The organism is Pseudomonas sp. GYB4201 (genome assembly GCF_056312595.1).
In genome coordinates this window covers 1-22782 of sequence record NZ_JBWGIG010000039.1, presented here as the reverse complement: position 1 = coordinate 22782, position 22782 = coordinate 1, and the positions used below count along the sequence as shown (strand labels likewise).

The 22782-nt window shown below is 65.2% G+C and carries 18 protein-coding genes and 3 tRNA genes; 13 read left to right on the top strand and 8 right to left on the bottom strand.

Translation table 11 applies throughout. The features are described 5' to 3' along the window. The first annotated feature begins 3 nt into the window (after window positions 1-3). On the top strand, window positions 4-438 hold the full coding sequence (locus AC0Z2B_RS26770; RefSeq protein WP_476300644.1) for a GNAT family N-acetyltransferase: 435 nt from the start codon (window positions 4-6) through the stop codon (window positions 436-438). A 13-nt stretch (window positions 439-451) separates the two neighbouring features. Here the strand turns inward: AC0Z2B_RS26770 and AC0Z2B_RS26765 are convergent, their stop codons facing one another. After that, the gene (locus tag AC0Z2B_RS26765; RefSeq protein ID WP_416423350.1) at window positions 452-664 is read right to left on the bottom strand and encodes a DNA-binding protein; all 213 of its coding nucleotides are present in this window, start codon (window positions 662-664) and stop codon (window positions 452-454) included. A gap of 81 nt (window positions 665-745) precedes the next feature. Between AC0Z2B_RS26765 and AC0Z2B_RS26760 the strand changes: the two genes are divergently transcribed. From AC0Z2B_RS26760 to AC0Z2B_RS26705, 12 genes are all read left to right on the top strand, one after another. Next, the gene (locus tag AC0Z2B_RS26760) at window positions 746-1114 is read left to right on the top strand and encodes a helix-turn-helix domain-containing protein (protein ID WP_416423351.1); all 369 of its coding nucleotides are present in this window, start codon (window positions 746-748) and stop codon (window positions 1112-1114) included. A 117-nt stretch (window positions 1115-1231) separates the two neighbouring features. Next, window positions 1232-1876 (top strand): response regulator transcription factor GacA, encoded by a 645-nt coding sequence (gene gacA / locus AC0Z2B_RS26755; protein WP_416423352.1) that lies wholly within the window; start codon window positions 1232-1234, stop codon window positions 1874-1876. 2 nt (window positions 1877-1878) lie between these two features. After that, complete coding sequence (gene uvrC / locus AC0Z2B_RS26750) at window positions 1879-3702, top strand: excinuclease ABC subunit UvrC (RefSeq protein WP_476300642.1); 1824 nt, start codon at window positions 1879-1881, stop codon at window positions 3700-3702. 33 nt (window positions 3703-3735) lie between these two features. Next, window positions 3736-4296, top strand: a complete 561-nt coding sequence (gene pgsA / locus AC0Z2B_RS26745) for a CDP-diacylglycerol--glycerol-3-phosphate 3-phosphatidyltransferase (RefSeq protein ID WP_416423354.1) — start codon at window positions 3736-3738, stop codon at window positions 4294-4296. 66 nt (window positions 4297-4362) lie between these two features. Then, a tRNA-Gly gene (locus AC0Z2B_RS26740) sits at window positions 4363-4438 on the top strand. 43 nt (window positions 4439-4481) lie between these two features. Further along, window positions 4482-4555, top strand: a tRNA-Cys gene (locus AC0Z2B_RS26735). A gap of 218 nt (window positions 4556-4773) precedes the next feature. After that, a tRNA-Leu gene (locus AC0Z2B_RS26730) sits at window positions 4774-4860 on the top strand. Window positions 4861-5010: 150 nt separating this feature from the next. Then, the gene (locus tag AC0Z2B_RS26725; RefSeq protein ID WP_476300640.1) at window positions 5011-6375 is read left to right on the top strand and encodes an ArnT family glycosyltransferase; all 1365 of its coding nucleotides are present in this window, start codon (window positions 5011-5013) and stop codon (window positions 6373-6375) included. A 168-nt stretch (window positions 6376-6543) separates the two neighbouring features. Beyond that, window positions 6544-7284 carry a hypothetical protein gene (locus AC0Z2B_RS26720; RefSeq protein WP_416423358.1) on the top strand — a complete coding sequence of 247 codons (741 nt, stop codon included), beginning with the start codon at window positions 6544-6546 and terminating at the stop codon, window positions 7282-7284. A gap of 350 nt (window positions 7285-7634) precedes the next feature. After that, on the top strand, window positions 7635-9893 hold the full coding sequence (locus AC0Z2B_RS26715; RefSeq protein ID WP_476300638.1) for an ATP-binding protein: 2259 nt from the start codon (window positions 7635-7637) through the stop codon (window positions 9891-9893). Between the two features lie 21 nt (window positions 9894-9914). After that, on the top strand, window positions 9915-10373 hold the full coding sequence (locus AC0Z2B_RS26710; RefSeq protein WP_476300636.1) for a response regulator: 459 nt from the start codon (window positions 9915-9917) through the stop codon (window positions 10371-10373). 40 nt (window positions 10374-10413) lie between these two features. After that, window positions 10414-12825, top strand: a complete 2412-nt coding sequence (locus AC0Z2B_RS26705) for a response regulator (RefSeq protein ID WP_476300634.1) — start codon at window positions 10414-10416, stop codon at window positions 12823-12825. A 90-nt stretch (window positions 12826-12915) separates the two neighbouring features. Here the strand turns inward: AC0Z2B_RS26705 and csrA are convergent, their stop codons facing one another. The 7 genes from csrA to AC0Z2B_RS26670 all read right to left on the bottom strand — a co-directional run bounded on the left by csrA (window position 12916) and on the right by AC0Z2B_RS26670 (window position 22176). Then, complete coding sequence (csrA, locus tag AC0Z2B_RS26700; protein WP_027979421.1) at window positions 12916-13113, bottom strand: carbon storage regulator CsrA; 198 nt, start codon at window positions 13111-13113, stop codon at window positions 12916-12918. A 235-nt stretch (window positions 13114-13348) separates the two neighbouring features. Next, window positions 13349-15160 (bottom strand): glycoside hydrolase family 15 protein, encoded by a 1812-nt coding sequence (locus AC0Z2B_RS26695; RefSeq protein WP_476300632.1) that lies wholly within the window; start codon window positions 15158-15160, stop codon window positions 13349-13351. Further along, window positions 15153-15953, bottom strand: coding sequence for a glucose 1-dehydrogenase (locus tag AC0Z2B_RS26690; protein WP_476300630.1), 801 nt, complete (start codon window positions 15951-15953; stop codon window positions 15153-15155). Before AC0Z2B_RS26690 ends, AC0Z2B_RS26695 begins: the two co-directional genes overlap by 8 nt. 327 nt (window positions 15954-16280) lie before the next feature. Further along, a complete protein-coding gene (locus AC0Z2B_RS26685) occupies window positions 16281-18803 on the bottom strand; it encodes an excinuclease ABC subunit UvrA (RefSeq protein WP_476300628.1) in 2523 nt (840 codons plus the stop codon). Window positions 18804-18877: 74 nt separating this feature from the next. Next, a complete protein-coding gene (locus AC0Z2B_RS26680) occupies window positions 18878-20125 on the bottom strand; it encodes a hypothetical protein (RefSeq protein WP_476300626.1) in 1248 nt (415 codons plus the stop codon). 51 nt (window positions 20126-20176) lie between these two features. Then, window positions 20177-21391, bottom strand: coding sequence for a hypothetical protein (locus AC0Z2B_RS26675; protein ID WP_476300624.1), 1215 nt, complete (start codon window positions 21389-21391; stop codon window positions 20177-20179). A 116-nt stretch (window positions 21392-21507) separates the two neighbouring features. Beyond that, window positions 21508-22176 (bottom strand): TIGR02466 family protein, encoded by a 669-nt coding sequence (locus AC0Z2B_RS26670; RefSeq protein WP_476300622.1) that lies wholly within the window; start codon window positions 22174-22176, stop codon window positions 21508-21510. Window positions 22177-22782 lie beyond the last annotated feature (606 nt).

Below are 22782 nucleotides of genomic sequence, written 5' to 3'. Positions count from 1 at the left end.
ACGATGGAGCTTGCGCTGCGTGCGGCCACCGAGCACGACCTGACCTTCGCGCGTGACCTCACGCGCCGTGCCATGCTGCTGTACTACGGCCGCTACAGCCTGCTGTGGCAGGAAGAGGCGTTCAACCAGGCGTGGTTGTGGCGCGACAATTTCATTGTCCTGGCCGATGGCGTCGCCCAGGGGTATTTCAGCTTGAGCATCGACCGGCAGGCGCTGTTCATCCGTGAACTGCACCTGCTGCCCGAAGCGCGCAACCGCGGCATTGGCGGGTGGGCGCTGGACCGGATCGTGGAACTGGCCCGCGAGCGGCGCCTGCCGCGGGTGCGGCTGATGGTGTTCCAGTCCAATCCGGCGCGGCACCTTTACCTGCGCAAAGGCTTTGCCGAGGTTGGCGAGGACCAGTGCTTCTGGCGCATGGAGCGCCTGAGCGGCGACTGATCCAGAGCGCCCGTCACTCTGGCGCCCGGTCCGGCAATATCCCTTCCTTCATCCCCAACAAAACGGCGACGCGGTGCGATTCCCCGCGGCGTCCCTTCTTGCGTCCCGACAGCACCTGGTAGGTGGTTGCCGGATCCACGCCATGTTCCCTGGCAAACTCTTGTACCGATTTTCCCTGCTGGTCTAGCCAGGCCCTGGCTTGTGCGGCAGTCCGTATACCGTGCATAGTTCAAGTCCGTTTTATTTGGTGTAATTGTGGTTATAAACATCACCCGATTGGGTGATTAATAAGGGATTATACATTCAAATGACTGGAATCGGTTCGCGTTTGAGGGAAGAACGGGACAGGCTTGGCCTGACCCAGAAGGAGTTCGGCGACATCGGTGGTGTCGAGCCCAACGCCCAGGGAAAATACGAAAGCGGTGAGCGCACCCCCAAGGCTACGTACCTTGCCAGCGTCGCCACCCACGGGGTGGACGTGCTTTACGTGCTCACCGGGGACCGCGCGCCCATCCCCGCTGATCGGCTAAGCCAGGCCGAGGAGCATGTTCTGGGGCATTATCGGGTTCTCCCACGGGAGGGGCAGGACGCCATCCGGCACATGGCAATCAGCCTGGCGGAAATGGCCGCCAGCTACACCGCGCGCCCGCGTCGCGGGTCGCCCAAGCCTCGATGAAGGCAGCCAGGCAGGCGCATGGCGTCATGTGGATGACGCTTTGCGCTAGGTTCCGGATCCGATTTTTTGCTAAGGTGGCTAACATTCCGTAAAAGACCACAACAACGAGGTGTCTGCTTGATTAGGGTCCTAGTAGTCGATGATCATGATCTGGTACGTACGGGCATTACCCGTATGCTGGCGGACATCGACGGGCTGCAGGTAATCGGCCAGGCCGAGTCGGGTGAAGAGGCCCTGCGCCTCACGCGCGAACTCAAGCCCGACGTGGTCCTGATGGACGTCAAGATGCCTGGCATCGGCGGTCTGGAGGCCACGCGCAAGCTGCTGCGCAGCTACCCCGACATCAAGGTGGTGGCGGTAACGGTGTGCGAGGAAGACCCGTTCCCCACGCGCCTGCTGCAGGCCGGCGCCGCGGGCTACCTGACCAAGGGTGCGGGCCTGGATGAAATGATCCAGGCCATTCGCCTGGTGTTCGCCGGGCAACGCTACATCAGCCCGCAGATCGCCCAGCAGCTGGCGCTCAAGTCGTTCCAGCCGCAAACCACCAACTCGCCGTTCGACCTGCTGTCCGAGCGCGAGATCCAGATTGCGTTGATGATCGTCAACTGCCAGAAAGTGCAGATCATCTCCGACAAGCTGTGCCTGTCGCCCAAGACCGTGAACACCTACCGCTACCGCATCTTCGAGAAACTGTCGATCGCCAGCGACGTGGAGCTGACGCTGTTGGCAGTACGGCACGGTATGGTTGACGCTGCACTTTGACCATGGACACCCCTTTCGATCCTTCTGCCTTCCTGTCCACCTGTAGCGGTCGCCCCGGGGTGTACCGCATGTTCGACAGCGAGGCGCGCCTGCTCTACGTGGGCAAGGCCAAGAACCTCAAGAAGCGCCTGGCCAGCTATTTCCGCAAGACCGGCCTGGCGCCCAAGACCGCCGCGCTGGTGGGGCGCATCGCCCAGGTGGAAACCACCATCACCGCCAACGAGACCGAGGCGCTGCTGCTGGAGCAGACGCTGATCAAGGAATGGCGGCCGCCGTACAACATTCTGCTGCGCGACGATAAATCGTATCCCTATGTGTTCCTGTCCGATGGCCAGTTCCCGCGCCTGAGCATTCACCGCGGGGCCAAGAAGGCCAAGGGCAAGTATTTCGGACCCTACCCCAGTGCGGGTGCCATCCGCGAAAGCCTGGGCCTGCTGCAGAAGACCTTCTTCGTGCGCCAGTGCGAGGACAGCTACTACAAGAACCGCACCCGGCCCTGCCTGCAATACCAGATCAAGCGCTGCAAGGCGCCCTGCGTGGGCCTGGTGGAGCCGGAGGAATACGCCGAGGACGTGCGCCACTCGATCATGTTCCTCGAAGGGCGCAGCCACCAGCTCACCAATGAACTGTCGGCGAGCATGGAAAAGGCCGCCATGGCCCTGGACTTCGAGAACGCCGCCTTGCTGCGCGACCAGATCGCCTTGCTGCGCCGGGTCCAGGACCAGCAGAGCATGGAAGGCGGCAGCGGCGACGTCGACGTGGTGGCGGCCTTCGTCAACCCGGGCGGCGCCTGCGTGCACCTGATCAGCGTGCGCGGCGGCCGCGTGCTGGGCAGCAAGAACTTTTTCCCGCAGGTGGGCATCGAGGAGGAAGTGGCCGAGGTCATGTCGGCGTTCCTCGCACAGTATTACCTCACCAGCTCGGAGCGCGACCTGCCCAGCGAGCTGATCGTCAACGTGGTGCCCGAGGACGTCGAGGCCCTGGTGGCCGCCATCGACAGCCTGCGCGGCCGCGAGCTCAGCGTCAGCCACCGGGTGCGTGGCACTCGCGCGCGTTGGCAGCAGTTGGCAGTGACCAATGCCGAGCAGGCCCTGAGTGCGCGCCTGGCCAACCGCCAGCACGTGGCCGCGCGGTTCGACGCCCTGGCCGAAGTGCTCAACCTCGACGAGCCGCCGCAACGCCTGGAGTGCTATGACATCAGCCATTCCAGCGGCGAGGCCACGGTGGCCTCGTGCGTGGTGTTCGGCCCCGAGGGGCCGATCAAGTCGGACTACCGCCGTTACAATATTGAAGGCGTCACCGCCGGCGACGATTACGCCGCCATGCACCAGGCCCTGACCCGGCGCTTCAGCCGGCTCAAGGACGGCGAGGGCAAGCTGCCCGACGTGCTGCTGGTGGACGGCGGCAAGGGCCAGCTGAACATGGCCCGCGAGGTGCTCGAAGAGCTGGCGGTGCCGGACCTGATCCTGCTGGGCGTGGCCAAGGGCACCACCCGCAAGGCCGGTTTCGAAACCCTGTACCTGAACGACGTGGCCCACGAATTCACCCTGAAGGGTGATTCGCCGGCGCTGCACCTGATCCAGCAGATCCGCGACGAAGCCCACCGTTTTGCTATCACCGGCCACCGGGCCCGGCGCGGCAAGACCCGGCGCACCTCCACCCTGGAAGGGGTGGCGGGCGTGGGGCCGAAGCGTCGACGCGATTTGTTGAAACATTTTGGTGGCTTGCAGGAGCTGTCTCGTGCAAGCATCGAAGAAATTGCCAAAGCCCCTGGCATCAGCAAAAAGCTGGCGGAGTCGATTTATGCGAATCTGCACAGCGAGTAGAATGCCCCACTCACCCAGCCGCCAGTTGTGCCGATGAATATCCCGAACCTGCTTACCGTTCTGCGCGTCCTGCTCATTCCGTTTTTCATCCTGCTGTTCTACCTCCCTTACGAGTGGAGTTACGCGGCGGCCAGCACGGTCTTCGCCATTGCCGCCGCCACTGATTGGCTGGACGGTTACCTGGCGCGTCGCCTGGAGCAGAGCACACCCTTTGGTGCGTTCCTGGATCCTGTGGCCGACAAGCTGATGGTGGCGGTGGCCCTGGTGCTGCTGGTGCAGGCCCACCACAACGTGTGGCTGACCTTGCCGGCGGCGGTGATCATCGGCCGCGAGATCGTGGTGTCGGCGCTGCGCGAATGGATGGCCGAGATTGGCGCGCGCGCCCATGTGGCGGTGTCCAACCTGGGCAAGTGGAAAACCGCTGCGCAGATGCTGGCGCTGGTGATCCTGCTGGCCAACCCGCCGGCCATTACCTTCTGGGTGCTGCTGGGCTATGGCCTGCTGGTGGTGTCGGCGGCGCTGACGCTGTGGTCCATGGCGCACTACCTGCGCGCTGCGTGGCCGCACCTGAACAGCCATTCTGAAAATAAATAAAACTTTTTTGAATCAAAGGGTTGACGGCGATTTTTAAATCGTTAGAATGGCGCCCATCAACACGACGCGGGAATAGCTCAGTTGGTAGAGCACGACCTTGCCAAGGTCGGGGTCGCGAGTTCGAGTCTCGTTTCCCGCTCCACTTTACATGTGGAGCAGCGGTTGTAAAGTTGCTTCACATTTGAGGCCGAGTAGCAAAGTGGTTATGCTCCGGATTGCAAATCCGTCTACGCCGGTTCGATTCCGACCTCGGCCTCCATTATAAACGAGCTCTGTAGATCCTTGATCTACAGAGCTTTTTTATTTCCAGGGCAGTGTAATATTTTGTCTTGGAAAGCCCCTGATGGTTGTTGCGTGATCAGGGGGGGATGTATATATTCAACGGCTCGCTGTTGTATGGCCTGATGACTTCGATGGTTATTACACAGCCAGCGCAGGGGACTTGAAATCCCTTGTTGCAAGCAACACCGCGCTACCGCCCGAATGGCGAAATTGGTAGACGCATGGGACTTAAAATCCCCCGTTCGTAAGGACGTGCCGGTTCGACCCCGGCTTCGGGCACCAACTCCATACAAAGGCTTGCCGCACACTGTGCTGGCAGGCCTTTGTTGTTTCTGACGCTCTGTTTTTACTTTGTAACAAGACAGTCACCGTTCATGGTGCGCCTGTTTTCCCCATGTTATCGTCCAATTTTTTTGGGGGCATACCCGCACCATGGACGTTTTAACCAGGCAGGTCGCCCAGCGGCCTGGCAGGAGCATCTTCCTGATCAGCCTCGTTGTATTGATGGCGCTGCAATACAAACCCGCCGTCCTCAACTACACCACCCGCTTTGTCGACTTCGCCGACTATATGTTGCATCACGGCCTGACGCTGTTTCCCATCGCCGATGACTTGCAGCCGTATCCTGACTACACCATTGCCAATACGTTGTTGGTGTACCTGGCCTCGTTGCCATTTGGCCGCTTGTCGATCCTGTCCATGGGGCTGCCCGTGTGCATCGCAGGCGCCCTGATGCTGGTGTTCGTCTACAAGCTGGGGGCGCTGCACGACAAGCGCTGGGGCGCCTATGGCGTGTTGTTTTCATTATTTACCTGGGCGTTTCTCGATGGCGTGAGTTATTTGGCGCTGGATGTTTACCCGGCGCTGGTAACACTCATGGGTTTTTACCTGGCTTACCGCGCGGATATGAAACAGGTGCGGGCGCAACTGCCGCTGATAGGGGTTGCGTTGGCGCTGGGCTTTATCTTTCGCGGGCCGGTGGGGCTTATTGGGCCCACCATTGTAGTGGCGGCTTACTATGCGTTGAGCCGGCAATGGCGAACGCTGTTCTACTTCCTGTTGGTTGCGGGGCTGACCCTGATGGTCGGCGTGGCGTTGCTGACGTGGGCGGCCTATGTGCAAGGGGGCAGGGCGTTCATGATGGAAGTGCTGATGATGCAAGGCCTGGGGCGCGTGGCCAATACCCACGCGCCGCGCTACTACTTCTATTTCAGCGCTGGCCTGCTGACTTATGGCGTGACGGTGTTCTATGCCTTGCAGGTTATCTTCAAGCGCTGGCGGCACTTCCTGGCCGCACCGCGCCAAGCGGATACGGCGTTGCTGCTGTACCTCGCGGCCTGGTTGCTCGCGCTGCTGGTGTTCTTCACCATCCCCAACTCGAAGAAGCCGCGCTACATCCTCTCGATTACTCCGGCCATTGCCCTGCTGGCCGCCTACATCTTCGTCGACGCTGACGGGCAGTTCGCCAGGGCGCGGCGCGGCTTGCTTCGTTTCTGCCTGAACCTGCCGCTGGTGGGGCTGGCGATGTTGCTGGTGGTGGTGGCGTACAACCAGGTTGCGGCCACGCCGCTGCAGCCCAATTACCCGGTAGTCATCGGCGGCTGCCTGCTCCTGGCACTGGCGCGCCCGTTGTTGGCCAGGCAGCTGGCCGGGCATGCGCACCGGGAGTTCATCACCCTGGCGTTCGGTTTGGTGGCGTTCCTCTGGCTGGATGCGTTCCTGTTCAATGCCAGTACCTACCAGCTGGAGCTGGCGGTGGAGCCAACGCCGAAGTTCTTGCCGTATTGGTTTTGGTGAGCTGACGGTTTACGGAGAAAGCGGGGGCAGGGTGCCAGGCTGAGCGCTCCCCACCCTTGACCCAAATCACCCCCCGCCCCGCATTCCCCATTTATCCTGTTTGTAGTAAAACGATTCCACGGCCGTGTTGATCCAATGCGTAGCCCCCGTGTTTCAAGGACTGAAACCATGACCCCCAGCAAAGCCCTGGCCTGCGGCCTATTGTTTTCCCCGGTGGTGGTAGCGCTGTCTGGCCACGCCGCGCCGCTCGAGCGACCGACGGTGGCCGAAGGCAACCGCGAAATCTCGATTTATGACATTCCCTTGAAGGACCAGGACAACCTGGAGTCGGCCATGACCAGCGCGCATTTGCTGCGCGCCAGCAGCGGCCCCGGCAGCGGGCCCAGTGCCGAGGAGCGGGCGCTGATCGCGGAGAAGTTGCGCCAGCGCAGGAAGCCCAGCAGCTACGTGGAAACCGTGGACAACGCCAGCATGGCCACGCGCCTGGCGCAAATGCAGGCCCAGCGCCCGGCGCGCAAGCGCGCCAACGGGCCGGGGCTGTACGAGGCGCCGCGCCTGAGCCTGACACGCCAGTGCGAGGTGCAGGCGTCGTACAAGATGGGCGTGGCCACCGATGCCGGGTTGAACGGCCTGCGCCGCTACCTGCATTGCCCGGACGGTGACCTGCTGCTGCAGGACATGGTGCTCAAGGGCGTGTCGGTGACCACCATCAAGGAACTGGCCAACGTCGACCTGGGCGGCCACCGCGGCATGATGTACGGCGTGCGCGATGGCAATGGCAACAGCTACACCCGGCTGACCTGGGTGTCGAACAACACCCATCACCTGGCGGACAAGGCCGGCACCACGCCGCAGGTGCGCGGCTGGCTGGTGAGCTACGGCAAGGAGTTGGTGGCGAAAGGGATGTGACCCCCGCAGCAGCTGCCGAAGGCTGCGTCACGTACCCTGACGCCGCCAATGGGCTGCGCGAATGCGGATACCCCATGGACCGCGTCGCCTGCATCGCGGCCAAGGCCGGCTCCTACCACGTACTGCGTAGGAGCCGACTTTAGTCGCGATGCAGACGACGCCATGTCAAGACAGTTGCTGCGACGGGGTGGCGGGTTGTACAACGTCTGTAGAGGTTTTTTCCAAGGCAACGCGATAGAATTTGCTACTGTGCTGTCTGAGTCCTGACTGTCTGTTTGATTTATAAGCGGATGACCATGATTCGTGCCATTTCCGTACCGGATTGATCGGCACGCATAAGGAGATCTTCTTTGACATCCGGCGACACTTCAGCTGCCTTGGCCCAGGCCACTGACAACTGCGCGAAAGAGCGCATCCACCTGCCGGGCAGCATCCAGCCCCATGGCTTCATGCTGGTGCTCGACCCCCAGAGCCTGGTGGTGCTGCAGGTCAGCGAGAACATCCAGCACTGGCTGGGCGAGCCCGCCCCGTGGTGGCTGGGGCAGGCGTTGCCGGCGTTGCTGCACAACGGCGCCCAGGTAGTCCGGTTGCTGGCCGAGCGCGCCAGCGAGGAGCACAAGCCGGTGCACGTGGCGGACGTGCGCTTCGCCGTGGGCACCTATGACGGCCCGCCAATCGCACTGATGGTGCACCGCTTCGACGGTGTGCTGATCGCCGAATTCGAGCCCGCCAGCGACGTGCTGGCCGCCTATGCCAGCCTGTACCCGCTGGTGCGTACCTTCATTGGCCAGTTGCAGGGAGCGCAGAGCATCCAGCAGGTGTGCGCCCAGGCGGTTGCCGAGGTCAAGCGCATCACCGGATTCGGCCGGGTCAAGGCCTACAGTTTCGACGAGGCAGGCAACGGCCTGGTGCTGGCCGAGCAGGCCGACCCGGGCTACCCCAGTTACCTGGGCCTGTGTTTCCCCGCCTCGGACATCCCGCCCCAGGCGCGGGCGCTGTATTGCGCCAACCGCATCCGCGTGATCGAGGACGCCAACTACGTGCCGGCGGCGCTGTTGCCGCAGCTCAATCCGGTCACCGCCAAGCCGCTGGACCTCAGCCACGCGGCCTTGCGCAGCGTGTCGCCGGTGCACCTGCAGTACATGCGCAACATGGGCACCCTGGCGTCCATGTCGATTTCCATCGTCGTCGGCGGCAAGCTCTGGGGCCTTATTTCCTGCCACCACGCCGAGCCGCGCCCGGTGCGCTTCCAGAGCCGTACGGCCTGCGAGCTGCTGGGCAGCGTGTTGTCGCTGCAGATCGAATCCATGGAGCTGCACGTGCGCAACCAGCGCCTGCTGGGCGTGCGCCAGCAAATCGTGCAGCTGCTGTCGGCCATGGCCGACCGCGACAGCGTGCGCGAGGGCGCCCTGGCGCTCAGCGACACCCTGCTGGGCTTCGCCCAGGCTAAGGGAGCGGCCATCATCACCTCGTCCACCTGCGACCTGGTGGGCCAGACCCCGCCCCAGGAGCTGGTGCTGGCACTCACCGAGTGGCTGGCCGAGCGTGGCGGCGGCACGGTGTTCCACAGTGACAACGTGGGCCGCGACATTTCCAGCCTGCAGGGCCTGGCCGTCCACGTGGGTGGCGTGCTGGCCGTGGCGATTTCGGAAATCCACTCCCACTACCTGATCTGGTTCAAGCCCGAGCAGGCGCGTACCGTGACCTGGGCCGGGCAGCCGGCGAAGGCGGTCAGCGCCAGCGGCGTGCTGACCCCGCGCAACAGTTTCGACAGCTGGCAGCAGACCGTGAAAGGCTTCTCCACCCCCTGGGACCCGCTAGAGGTGGAGGGCGTGGCCGAGCTGCGCACCGCGGTGCTGGGCATCGTGCTGCGCAAGGCCGAGGAACTGGCGCAGCTGGCCGGCGAGCTCAAGCGTTCGAACAAGGAGCTGGAGGCGTTCTCCTACAGCGTGTCCCACGACCTGCGCGCGCCGCTGCGGCATATCGCCGGCTACGCCGAGCTGCTGGGCGACTTCGAGGGCGAAAAGCTTTCCGAGCGCGGCCAGCGCTTCCTCGACCACATCGGCGAGTCGGCGCGCTTCGCCGGCAGCCTGGTGGACAACCTGCTGAGCTTCTCGCAGATGGGCCGCGCGGCCCTGCGCCTGTCCGACGTCGACCTGGGCGCGCTGGTGGAGGCCATCCGCCTGGAAATGGCCCCCGACTACGAAGGGCGCGAGGTGCAATGGCGCATCCAGGCGCTGCCGCGGGTGGTGGCTGACGCTGCGTTCCTGCACCTGGCGCTGCGCAACCTGATCAGCAACGCCATCAAGTACAGCCGCGACAGCACCCCGGCCATCATCGAGATCGGCGCCGAGGAGCAATTGGGCGAAATCGTGGTCTATGTTCGTGATAACGGTGTGGGTTTCGACATGCAGTACGTCGACAAGCTGTTCGGCGTGTTCCAGCGCCTGCACCGCATGGAAGAGTTCGAGGGTACCGGCATCGGCCTGGCCAGCGTGCGCCGCATCATCGAACGCCATGACGGCCGCGTGTGGGCCCAGGGCAGCCTGGGCGAAGGGGCAACCTTCAGCTTCGCCTTGCCCCGGCCCGCGGCCAGCCCCCAAGACTGAATTTTTTTACCGAGGCTGCACATGCTTAAACCCATCCTGCTGGTGGAAGACAATCCACGAGACCTGGAACTGACGCTGGTGGCGCTCGAGCGCAGCCAGCTGGCCAACGAAGTGATCGTCATGCGTGACGGCGCCGAGGCGCTGGACTACCTGTTTCGTCGCAACGCCCATGCCGAACGCCTGGAGGGCAACCCGGCGGTGTTGCTGCTGGACCTAAAGCTGCCCAAGGTCGATGGCCTGGAAGTGTTGAAGGCGGTGCGCGAGACGGCCGAGCTGCGCAGCATTCCCACGGTGATGCTGACCTCGTCGCGCGAGGAACCCGACCTGCTGCGCGCCTATGAACTGGGGGTCAACGCCTACGTGGTCAAGCCCGTGGAGTTCAAGGAGTTCGTCGCGGCGATCTCCGACCTGGGCATATTCTGGGCCGTGCTCAACGAGCCACCGCCGGGGTCGTTGCGCTTGCAGCGCCGCCCTACCTGAACCTTTAGCGGTCTACACCAAGCGAGAACGACACCTGCGTATGCTGTCCAAGCCCTTGCAATTGCTGATGATCGAAGACAGCCCGCGCGACGCCGAACTGAGCTTGCTCACGTTGGAGCGAGCCGGCCTGGTGATCGAATCGACACTGGTGTTCAACCACCAGGGTGCCGAGCAGGTCCTGCGCACCAAAGTGTTCGACCTGATTCTGTGCGACTTCCTGCTGCCGGGGTCCTCCGGGGCCCAGGTGCTGCAGCGTGCGCGGGAGATCGCCCCGCAAACCCCGTTCATTTTCCTCTCCGGCGTGTTCGGCGAGGAAAACGCCGTGGAGATGATGCGCCTGGGCGCCATCGACTACGTGCTCAAGCAGAACCTGAGCCTGCTGCCCAAGGCCGTGAAGCGCGCCCTGGCCGAGGTGGACGAACGGCGCCAGCGGGTGCGCGCCGAGGAAAACCTGCAGCAGGTGGAAGTGCGCGCGCGCCTGGCCATCGATGCCGCGCAGATGGGCGTGTGGGACCTGTCGCCAGTCACCGGCCTGCTGCTGTGGGACGAGCGCTGCCGGGCGCTGTACGGCATTCCTGAATCCACGCCGATAGACATTGCCTACTTCCTTGAGCATTGCCACCCCGAGGACCGCCCGCTGGTGGAGGCCAGGATGGCCCAGGCCATGTCGCCCGAGGGCAACGTCGGCTACCAGGCTGAATACCGCGCGTTGCTGCCCGACGGCGGCGAGCGCTGGTTGTCCACCAGTGGCCGGGCGTTCTTCGAGGGCCTGGTGTGCGTGCGCTTCACCGGCGTGATCCAGGACATCACCGAGCAGAAACAAGCCACCGAAGCCTTGCAGCGCCTCAATGAGCTGCTCGGCGACCGAGTGGAAAAACGCACCCGCGAGCGCGACCGCACCTGGGAGTTGTCCCGCGAGCTGCTGGCGGTGATGCGCTTCGACATGTCGCCCATCGCCCTCAACCCGGCCTGGGAAGACGCCCTGGGCTGGTCGCGGCAGACCCTGGGGCAGATGCAGTTGTGGGAGCTGGTGCACCCCAACGACATCGGCGCCACGGTGCGCGAAACCGAGAACATCGCCAGCGGCAATGTCTCCACGCGCTTCGTCAACCGCATGCGCCACGCCGACGGCGACTACCGCTGGCTGTCCTGGACCATCGTGCCCGACGAAGAGCTGATGTATGCAGCGGTGCGTGACATCACCAGCGAACGCATGGTGCTCGACGAACTGGCTGCGGCCAACGAACAGCTGCGCCAGCAGATCAAGGAGCGCGAGCGCATCGAGGCCACGTTGCAGCAGATGCAGCGGCTAGAGGCGGTAGGGCAACTCACGGCCGGCGTCGCCCACGACTTCAACAACCTGCTGACGGTGATCCTCACCAGCGCCACCTTCCTGTCCCGCGACCTGGAACGCGGGGTGCACGAGAAGGTGCAAAGCCGCCTGCACAACATTCGCGAGGCGGGCGAGCGTGGCGCCAAGCTTACCGCCCAGCTGCTGGCGTTCTCGCGTCGGCAACGGCTGGAACCGATTCCGGTCAACCTCAACGACACCGTGTTCGGCATGTTCGAGCTGCTGCAGCGCACCCTGGGCGGCAGCATCTGGATCCAGACCCACACCGATGACGGCCTGTGGAGCGCCCTGGTCGACCCGACCCAGACCGAGATGATCATCCTCAACCTGGCCATCAACGCCCGCGACGCCATGCCCGGGGGCGGCACCCTGCGCCTGGCCACCCGCAATGAAATCGTCGAGCGCCCGGCGCAGCACCCCCAGGACCCCGAGCCGGGCGCCTACGTGGTGCTATCGATTGGCGACACCGGCAGTGGCATGAGCGCCCAGGTGCTGGCCAAGGCCTTCGAGCCGTTCTTCACCACCAAGGACATCGGCAAGGGCTCGGGCCTGGGCCTGGCCCAGGTGTTCGGCTTCGCCAAGCAGTCGGGCGGCGGCGTGGGCATTGTCACGGCGCCGGGGCAGGGCACCACGGTGGACGTCTACCTGCCGGCCCTGGCCGCGCATGTGGAGCGGCCGGCGGCCGCCATTGCCGCCAGCGTCGAGCGCCCGCTCAGCGGTGGCGACCGCACGGTGCTGCTGGTGGACGACGACCACCAGGTGCGCGAGCTGACCGCGCAGCTGCTGGCGCGCCTGGGCTACCGGGTGCTGGAAGCCGCCAGCGGCCAGGCCGCGCTGGACGTGTTGAGCGAGCAGGTGGATGTGCTGGTGACCGACTACGCCATGCCTGGCATGAACGGCGCGCAGTTGGCGCAGGTGGCGAGGGGAGTGTTCCCCGGGCTGCCGGTGGTGTTCATCACCGGTTATGCGGACATGGGCGGCTTCGAGGGGCAGGACCCGCTGGTGGTGCAGAAACCGTTCCGTGACGACGAGCTGGCCGACAAGCTCGAGCAGGCATTGATGCCCGAGCGCAGCCTTGCGGACACACGGCCGCTGCCCTGAGTGAACAGGGGCACCTTCAGCGCTGTGGGTGCTTGGAAGACGTGCGACTGGGCCTAAGGCCCAGGCGGCAAGGCGGGAACGCAGGAGACCTTAGTGGTTGTGGTCTTCTTTTTCGGGGGCAGGGCTGCCGGCCTGAATGCGTTTGTAGATCTCTTCGCGGTGAACCTGGACTTCCTTCGGCGCGTCGATGCCGATGCGGACCTGCATCCCCTTTACGCCCAGGATGGTAATTTTGATGTCGTCGTTGATGACGATGGTCTCGCCTACTTTACGGGTGAGTATCAGCATGTGCTGCTCCTTGCTGGGTCAGTGAGTCCACTTATGACGTTTGGGTCGGGATTGAGACGCACAGGACCGGATTAAATTCCCCGAACTTGCCTTGATCCGGTCTTTTCAGAATAGGAAACAAATAAGTATCAGGATGTGATGCATGCCATTATGGCTGTTTCCGCGCGTTTGCGCCTGCCTGAATGAAAAACTTCATTGCGCATGCACAATTCGTCATGCCCCAGGGCCCCTGGCATCAAGGCTGCCAATGCGTACGCTGGCCCCCCAGCTTGCGGTCGAGGAAGCTGGCCGCGCTGATCAGCGCCAGGTGCGACAGCGCCTGGGGGGTGTTGCCCAGGTGGCAGCCCTGGCGGTCGAACTCCTCGGCGTACAGGCCCAGGGGGTTGGCGTAGCGCAACAGCTGCTCGAATTCCAGGTGCGCCTGCTCCACCCGGCCGGCCCGCGCCAGGCACTCCACGTACCAGAAGCTGCACGCGGTGAAGGCGCCTTCCTCGCCGTCCAGGCCGTCGCCGCTACGGTAGCGGTAGACCATGCCGTCACGCACCAGCTCGCGCTCGATCACTGCCAGCGTCGCCAGCCAGCGCGGGTCGCTGGCGCCGACGAAGCGCACCAGCGGCATCAGCAGCAAGGCGGCGTCGACGTCGCGGCTGCCCAGGTGCTGCACGAAGTGCCCGGCGTCGGTGTCCCAGAAGTTGTCCCAGATGTCGGCGTGGATGGCTTGGCGCACCTCGTCCCAACGGGCGAAGGGTGCCGGCAACGAACGCTTGTTGGCCAGGCGCAGGGCGCGGTCCAGGGCCACCCAGCACATCAGCCGCGAGTGCAGGAAGTGCTGCGGGTTGTCGCGCATCTCCCAGATGCCCACGTCCTTGCTCTGCCAGCGCTCGCACACCTTGTCCACCAGGGTGCAGACATTGGTCCAGCCTTCGTGGGAGATGGCCTCGCCGTATTTGTTCGCCAGGTACACCGCGTCCAGCAGCTCGCCGTAGATGTCCAGCTGGGTCTGGGTGTAGGCGTCGTTGCCGATGCGCACCGGGCGCGCGCCGCCGTGGCCGGCCAGGTGCGGCAGTTCGCTCTCCGGTAGCTGCTGGCGGCCGTCCAGGGCGTACATCAGGTGCAGGTCGACCTTCTCCTGGCAGCAGTCGCTGACCCGCGCGCGCACCCAGCGCACGTAGTCGTTGGCCTCTTCGCTGAAGCCCAGGCGCATGAACGCGTAGACGGTGAACGAGGCATCGCGGATCCAGGTGTAGCGGTAATCCCAGTTGCGCGCGCCGCCGGCCTGCTCGGGCAGGCCGAAGGTGGGGGCGGCGATGATGCCGCCGTGCTTGCGTGAGGTCAGCAGCTTCAGCGCCAGGGCCGAGCGGTGGACCATCTCACGCCAGCGGCCCTGGTAGTGGGACTGGCGCAGCCAGTCGCGCCAGAACTTCAGGGTGTGTTCGAAGCAGCTCAGGCCCTGGCCGGCGCGCACCAGCGGGTCGTCGTCAGCGCCGAGGATGAATTCGGCGCACTGGCCCTCGGCCAGTTCGAACTCGGCCAACGCCCAACCGTCACCCGTGGCGCTCAGTGCCTGGCAGGACGCCAGGCGCAGGCCCGGCTGGCCGTCGGCGGTGAAACAGACGCTGTCGCCGTCCTGCCGGGCGGTGCTGGTGGCGCGGCTGTAGTCATGGCGTACCCGGCAGCGCATGCGTACCTGGGCGCTGCCGTTGACCACGCGGATGCGCCGCACCAGGCGCGGCAGGTCATCGGCGGTCTCGCCGATGGGCATCAGGTCGGTGATCTCCACCACCGCGTCATGGTCGATCCAGCGGGTCTGCAGGATGTTGCTATCGGGCAGGTAGATCTGCTGGCGGCGCGCGTCCGGGAGCACCGGGCCGAGTTCGAATACCCCGGCCTCGGGGGTGTCCAGCAGTGCGGTGAAAATCGACGGGCTGTCGAAATCCGGCCAGCAGAAGAAGTCCACCGCGCCGGTGTCGGCGATCAGGGCGGCGCTGCGCATGTCGCCGATGATGCCGTGGGCCTGGATGGGGCGCTGCGAATTGTGTTCAGCCATTGTCTTTGAATCCTGGGTAAAGGCTCATGCCGCCATCGATGAACAGGGTGGTGCCGTGCACGTAGTCCGAGGCATCGGAGGCAAGCCAGACCACGGCGTTGGCCACGTCCTCGACCTCGCCCAGGCGGCCATAGGGAATCAGTTCCAGCAGGCGCTTGGCGTTGTCGCCCTCGGTGGTGTCCTGGTTGATGGCCGTGCGCACCGCGCCCGGGGCGATGGCGTTGACGCGGATGCGCTGGCCGCCCACTTCCTGGGCGATGCTGCGCATCAGCAGGTCGACCGCGCCCTTGGAGGCGGCGTAGTTGGCGTGGCCGGCCCAGGGAATCAGCTGGTGCACCGAGCTCATGTGGATGATTTTGCCCAGCGCCCGCGACACCCAAGGCCGCGGGCCCTGGCGGGTGAACTGGCGCAGGGCCTCGCGGGCGCAGAGGAACTGGCCGGTGACGTTCACCTCCAGCACCTGGTTCCAGTCGGCCAGGGTCATGTCGACGGTGGCGGCGTCGCGCTGCAGGCCGGAGTTGGCCAGCAGGATGTCCAGCGCGCCGAAGGTCTCCACGGTGCGGGCGAACAGGGCCTGCACCTGGTCCTCTTTTGACACGTCGGCCTGCACGGCGATGGCCTTGCCGCCCTGCTGGCGTATGCGCTCGGCCAGCTGCTCGGCGGGCTCGCCATGGCGGTTGTAGTTGATGACCACCGCGGCGCCGGCCTCGGCCAGGGCCAGCGCGGCCCCGGCCCCCAGGCCAGAGCTGGCGCCGGTCACCAGCGCGACCTGATGTTGCAGGGAAATGTGCATGCCGTTCTCCGGGCAATGGGCGTGCACAGTCGACTGGCGCGCGGCGCCAGGAGTTCAGCGCAAATCCCTGCCCTGTACCCAGGCAGGCCCCGTCGCAGCCTGACGCAGCCTGCGGCAGCTGCTACGCGGGTAAGCGTTGCGCGATTCTGTAGCAGCGGCCGCAGGCCGCGTCCGAACACCCCGCGCATCCCCAGGCAGACGGTGTTGTAGCCTGACGCAGCAGGTAAGCGTTGCACGATTCTGTAGCAGCGGCCGCAGGCCGCGTCCGAGCGCCCCGCGCATCCCCAGGCAGACGGCGTCGCAGTCTGACGCAGCCTGCGGCAGCTGCTACGGGGGGGTGTTTGCAAGCGTTGCGGCCAGGTAGGGGGCGGTCTTGCTGGCCTTCGCGCTCGCCACCTTCTCCGGGCGCCCGCTGGCCACCACCGTGCCGCCCTTGTCGCCAGCCCCCGGCCCCATGTCGATCACCCAGTCACTCTGGGCGACCACGCGCATGTCGTGCTCCACCACGATCACCGTGTTGCCGGCGTCCACCAGGCCGTTGAGCTGCGCCAGCAGGCGGTCGACGTCGCAGGGATGCAGGCCGGTGGTGGGTTCGTCCAGCACGTACAGGGTGGCGCCGCGCTGGCCGCGTTGCAGTTCGGTGGCCAGCTTGATGCGCTGGGCCTCGCCGCCCGACAGCTCGGTGGCCGGCTGGCCCAGGCGCAAATAGCCCAGGCCGATGTCGCGCAGCACCGTCAGCGCACGGCTGATGGCCGGCTGCTCGGCGAACACCGCGCAGGCCTGGTCCACGGTGAGTTGCAGCACCTGGGCGATGTTCAGGCCCAGGCATTGCACCTCCAGCGTCTGCGGGCTGTAGCGGGCGCCGTGGCAGGTGGGGCAGGGCGCGTAGACGCTGGGCATGAACAGCAGCTCGACGCTGACGAAGCCTTCGCCCTCGCACTGCGGGCAGCGGCCCTTGGCGACGTTGAAGGAGAACTGCCCGGCGTCGAAGCCGCGCTCGCGGGCCTGGGGCGTGGCGGCGAACAGCTTGCGCACCTGGTCGAACAGGCCGGTGTAGGTGGCCAGGTTCGAACGGGGGGTGCGACCAATGGGTTTCTGGTCGACCTTCACCAGGCGTTGGATGGCGGCCATGCCGTCGACGATATGCCCTGACTCGGTCACCGGCGCCGCGTCTTCCAGCGGGTTGTCCTGGCCTTCTTCTTCATCGGGCAGGGCGTGGCCCAGGGCGGCGGCCACCAGCTCCAGCAGCACCTGGCTGACCAGGCTGGACTTGCCCGAACCGGACACGCCGGTGACAGCCGTGAAGGCGTGCAGCGGGAACGCCATCGCCAGCTGGTGCAGGTTGTTGCGGGTGACGTCGGCCAGCTTCAGCCAGTCGCGCACCGGGCGCCGAGGGAAGGGCACCGGCACTGCGCCGCCATACAGATGCAGGCGCGTCTGCGATTCCTCGATATCGCTCAGGCCATGGGGCGGGCCGCTGAACAGCACGGTGCCGCCGTGCTCGCCAGCGGCAGGGCCGACGTCCACCAGCCAGTCGGCGCGGCGCATGGTCTCCAGGTCGTGCTCCACCACGAACAGCGAATTACCGGCGGCCTTCAGGCCCTGCAACGCCGTGAACAGCGCCTCGCCATCGGCCGGGTGCAGGCCGGCCGAGGGCTCGTCGAGCACGTAGATCACCCCGAACAGCTGGGAGTTCAGCTGGGTGGCCAGGCGCAGGCGCTGCAGCTCACCGGACGACAGCGTCGGCGTGCTGCGCTCCAACGCCAGGTAGCCCAGGCCCAGGTCGGTGAGGGTGTGCAGGCGCTGCAGCAGGTCATGGGCCAGGCGTTGCGCGGCCAGCTGCTTTTCCACCGACAGCCCGGCGCTGGCGCTGGGGCCGTGGGCCGCCAGGGGCTTGAGCACCTCGGCCAGGCGCGCCAGCGGCATCTGCGACAGCTCGCCGATGTCCAACCCGGCGAAGGTCACCTGCAGCGCCGCCTGCTTCAGGCGCTTGCCCTGGCACAGCGGGCAGAGGGCGCCGCGCATGAACTGGCTGACGCGCTTTTTCATCAGCGCGCTCTGCGAGTGCGTGAAGGTGTGCAGCACGTAGCGCCGGGCGCCGGTGAAGGTACCCTGGTAGCTGGGCTCCAGCTTGCGCTTGAGCGCCTGGCGGGTCTCGGCCGGGGTGAAGCCGGCGTACACCGGCACCGTGGGTTGCTCTTCGGTGTACAGGATCCAGTCGCGTTGCTCGCGGGGCAGGTCGCGCCAGGGGATGTCCACGTCATAGCCCAGGGTCACCAGGATGTCGCGCAGGTTCTGGCCCTGCCAGGCGGTGGGCCAGGCGGCCACGGCGCGCTCGCGGATGGTCAGCGAGTCGTCGGGCACCAAGGTCTGCTCATTCACCTCGTACACCCGGCCCAGGCCATGGCACTCGGGGCAGGCGCCCTGGGGCGTGTTGGGCGAGAAGTCCTCGGCGTACAAAATGCCCATGCCCGCCGGGTAGTGCCCGGCGCGCGAATAGAGCATGCGCACCAGGCTGCCCAGGGTGGTCACGCTGCCCACCGAGGAACGGGTGCTAGGCGTGCCCCGTTGCTGTTGCAGGGCCACGGCGGGTGGCAGGCCGTCGATGGCGTCGACGTCCGGCACCCCAACCTGGTCGATCAGGCGCCGCGCATAGGGCGCCACGGATTCGAAGTAGCGCCGCTGCGCCTCGGCGTACAACGTGCCGAAAGCCAGGGACGATTTGCCCGAGCCCGACACCCCGGTGAACACCACCAGGGCATCACGCGGGATGTCGACGTCGACGTTCTTGAGGTTGTGCTCGCGAGCACCGCGCACGCGCACGTAGCCGGACTGGCCGATGGGTTTCATGGGGCTGCACCTGCACCTGCAATGGCGATCACGTCTTATAACCGACCGTTGGCGGTTGGCAAAGTGCGCCGCAGTTACAGCTGGGCGTCGAAGACGATCGTCACGTCGCCGCTGTACTGGCGGCCGGTGTTTTTCATCATGGCTGCCACGTGTGGGGCCTGCACCCAATAGTGCAAGCGCCCCGGGCCGCCCTTGGTGATGGCTACGCTCTGGAACGCCAGCGCCTGGGCCTCGCCCACCGGCAAGGGCAGGAGCTTTACGGGTTTGCCGCCATGGTTGATATTGCCCGGCAAAGTCACGGCGACCGCCAGCGGTACCGCGTGGCCACTGATGGGCTCGCGGATGCTGCACTGGTTGCCGATCGGCGACTCGCATTTCAGGTAGACCTTCATGGGCAGGGAGGTCCAGATCTGGAACGGGTGCACGCGTTCCAGCTGTGGCGGTATCTGGCTGCTTCCTTGCCAGCGTGGCCAGCCGCCAGCAGGCTCGAGGACAACACGGTGCGAGTTTGCGGGAAAGTCCACTCGCAGTTCATGCTGCACCAACAGGACGAAATTGAAGGTGACCTCGGACTCACTGTAGCGGCCATTGCCCAGGTCAATTTGCTGGCCTGGACCCAGGGTATAGGTCAGGCTGCCGCGATAAGTGCCGTTGGCCAGGGCGAACGGGTTTGGCGCCTCGAGCTCGTAGCCGACCGACACCTGGTCCACCCTGCCCGCATAGGGCCCCATGCGGGCGGTCTTGGGGCTGCGTGTGCAGGTTGCCCAGGCGGCGGGAACCGTCCAGGCGAAATCGTACAAGGACGCTGTGCCGTTCCCTGTTCGCCCCAGGCAACCACCGGTGCTGGCGCCATAGCTCCCCGAGCTGTTGCCGACGCTGGCGATGCCCGCCGCTTTCCCCCCTGGCGCAAGCACACCACGCTCATAGCGTCGTGCCAGCAAGTTGAGGCGCAGGCGCAACGGAATGCTGGCTGCGCTGCGATCATGATTGACCAGGACGCTTCTCCAGCGCCCGTCCACCCGTTGGTAATTGTGCCCCTCGATAGGCCCCGGGACGATCCATTGGCGTTCGATGGACAGGGGGAACACCAAGGTCACATCATTGGGCCGGCAATGATTGGCGTGGGTGGCGCAGTACCCCGTGACCGGTGTGGTGTTGACAAATTTCATATTGCTGGGCGATGTGACCCTTGGGATGAACTCGGCTGTCACCTCCAGTTCACTGGCGTGGCAATACGCGCTGAACAGGCTTGCCAGCCCCCAACCTACCGATTGAACCCGCCACATCGTAGCCTCCGGAGAGGGAAAACTTGAGAGCAGCATTCTGGACAGGAAAGCTGGCCTGCGTCTGTAGGGCAATTCCCAAGTTGCGTGCTACAGCTGGGCGTCGAAGACGATCGTCACGTCGCCGCTGTACTGGCGGCCGGGATGTTGCAGCATCGCCGCTACGTAGGGCTGTTCCACCCCATAGTGCAGGCGCGCCTGGCGCCCCGCCGCAATGGCCACGTTCTGGAACTGCAGCGCCTGGGCCTCGCCCAGCGGCAGTGGCAGTTGCTGCACCACGGCGCCGTTGTGGCGCACCTCGCCCGGCAGTGTCACGGCCACCACGATGGGCACCTGGTGGCCGCTGAGCGGTTCGCGGATGCTGCATTGGTTGCCGATGGTCGCCTCGCACTTGAGGTACATCTTCATCGGTGCCGAGGCCCAGATCAGGAACGGGTGGGTACGCCGCAGGCTCGTGGGCGCCCGGCCGCCGTGCTGCCATTGGGTCCAGCCACCATCGGGCTCCAGCACGGCGTGGTCGCTGCCGTCGGGGAAGTCGACGCGCAGTTCGTGTTGTACCTTGAGCTGGAAATTGAAGTTGATCTGATCCTCGTTATAGCGGCCGTTACCCAGGTCGATCTGCCTGCCTGGCCCGAGGCTGTAGCGCAAGGTGCCGCGGTAGGTGCCGTTGCCCAGGGCGAAGGGGTTGGGGGCTTCGAGTTCGTAACCCACGGACACCTCGCTGAGGGTTCCCGCATAGGGGCCGAGCAGGTCGTTGGCCGGTTCCCGGGTGCAGGTCACGGTGCCCTGGGGCACGCTCCAGGCATAGCTATAAAAGATGCCGTTGCCGGCGCCGACCCGTCCCTGGCAACCGCCGCTGGTCGCGCCATAGCGGCCAGCGAGGTTGGAGATGAAACTGATGCTGCCCGGGGTGCCGCCTGGCATCAGCGTGCCCAGGTTGTAGCGCCGGGCCAGCAGGTTGAGGCGAAAGCGCACGGGCACGGTTGGCCCGCCGCCATCCTGGCTGACGTAGACGGTCTTCCAGTCGCCGTCGACGCGCTGGTAATTGTGCCCATCGAGAGGGCCTGGGTTCACCCAGGTGCGCTCGATGGTCAGTGGAAACATGATGGTGAAATCGCCGGGTCGACAGTTGGCGTTGTTGTCACCGCAATAGCCTGATAACGGCGTGGTGTTGACGAACTTGACGTTGCCGGGCGAGCTGATGCGCGGAATGAACTCGGCAGTGATGTCCAGCTCGCTGGCCCAGCTTGCGGGTGTGACTAGCGCCAGGCCGAGCGAGGCAACTTGCAGATAAGCCCTGTTCATGTGGCCTCCCTTCCAATGTGCGTTCAAGAAGCCGGCATTGTCACGCGCAGAGATCAGGACTTATGTAGGACTTTTCCTAAGGAAGCCGCCCGGCGCCGAATGGCCCGGGCGCCCGCTCAGATGGAGAAGTTGAACGCCACGGAGATCCGCGGGCGGTCGCCCTCGTAGCGCCGCACCGAGTGCAGCAGCCAGGACGGAAACATCAGCAGCGTGCCGCTTTGCGGCGTGTGGGCGTGGCCTGCGCCGGCGCCCAGGCAGCCTTCGATGCGCATGCGCAGCGCCGGGTTGAGCAGCATCGGCGTGATGCCGCGGGGGTCGACGAACTCCAGTTCACCGCCCACTGCCGGATCATCGGCGCGGCCGCCGTCATCCACCCAGTACACCCCGGACCAGAACGAGCCGGGGTGGCCGTGCAGGGCGTTGGCGTGGCCGCGACGGTTGATGTTGGCCCAGGCGCTGTAGTTCCACTTCAGGTGCGCCTCGATCAGGCCATGTTCCGGCGAGCTGACGGCTGACAGCTGGTTGGCCAACTCCTGGGCGAAGGCCAGCAACTGCGCGCCCGGCTCGCCGGCCCAGTCGGTGAAGCCGTCGTCCGACTGCCAGCCGCCCAGGTTGCTATGCTGGGTGCCGGGGTGGGACTCGCTGCGCGCCAGGATCACCGCCTTGAGGCGTTCGTTGAGGTGCTCGAAGTCCGGGTGTTGCAACGCGGCGATGGGCGTGGGGAACAGCCGGGTGATCTTGATCTGGTCGGGGTCGACCTGCGGTGGGAAGCTGGAGTCGGACATGACGGGGCTCGCGGGCGGAGGAGGTGGCAATTATCGCCCAGTGCGCGCCCCCCGCGCCAGCGGGCAGGCGGCGAGCCTGTGATCCAGGCTGATCCAGGCTGTGACCTGGCCCGTGACCTGGCCTGTGACCTGCTGTTGATCTGCTGTTGATCTGGCTTTTGCTCTGGCTTTTGATTTTGCTTTTGATCTTGATTGTATGCCCCGTAAAGCGCCCGGGCCGACTGGAGGCGTCGATCAATGGGCTGCCCGAAGGGCCGAGGCCGCAGGCCGAAGAGACGGTAACCCGCAGGCTTCTATAGCGGGTGCCGTCTGCCCGTTGAGCGGCGCCGGAAGGAGGGGACCCGTAGCGCAGCGGAGGGCCCAAGCAGGGGCAAGCGTTTTTTGCTTACTTTTTTTGGCGTCTGAAAAAAAGTGAGTCGGCGTAAGGCCGAAACAGTCGGTGGTCGCACCGCGAAAATGGATATGTCCGAATCCCTCAAAAGCGAGATTCGAAAGCCATGCACATATCCAATACCAAGGGTGATGCACAATCACCTTTCCGCCCTTACGGCGGCTCACTTTTTGTCAAACGCCACAAAAAGTAAGCAAAAAAGGCTTGCCCCTGCT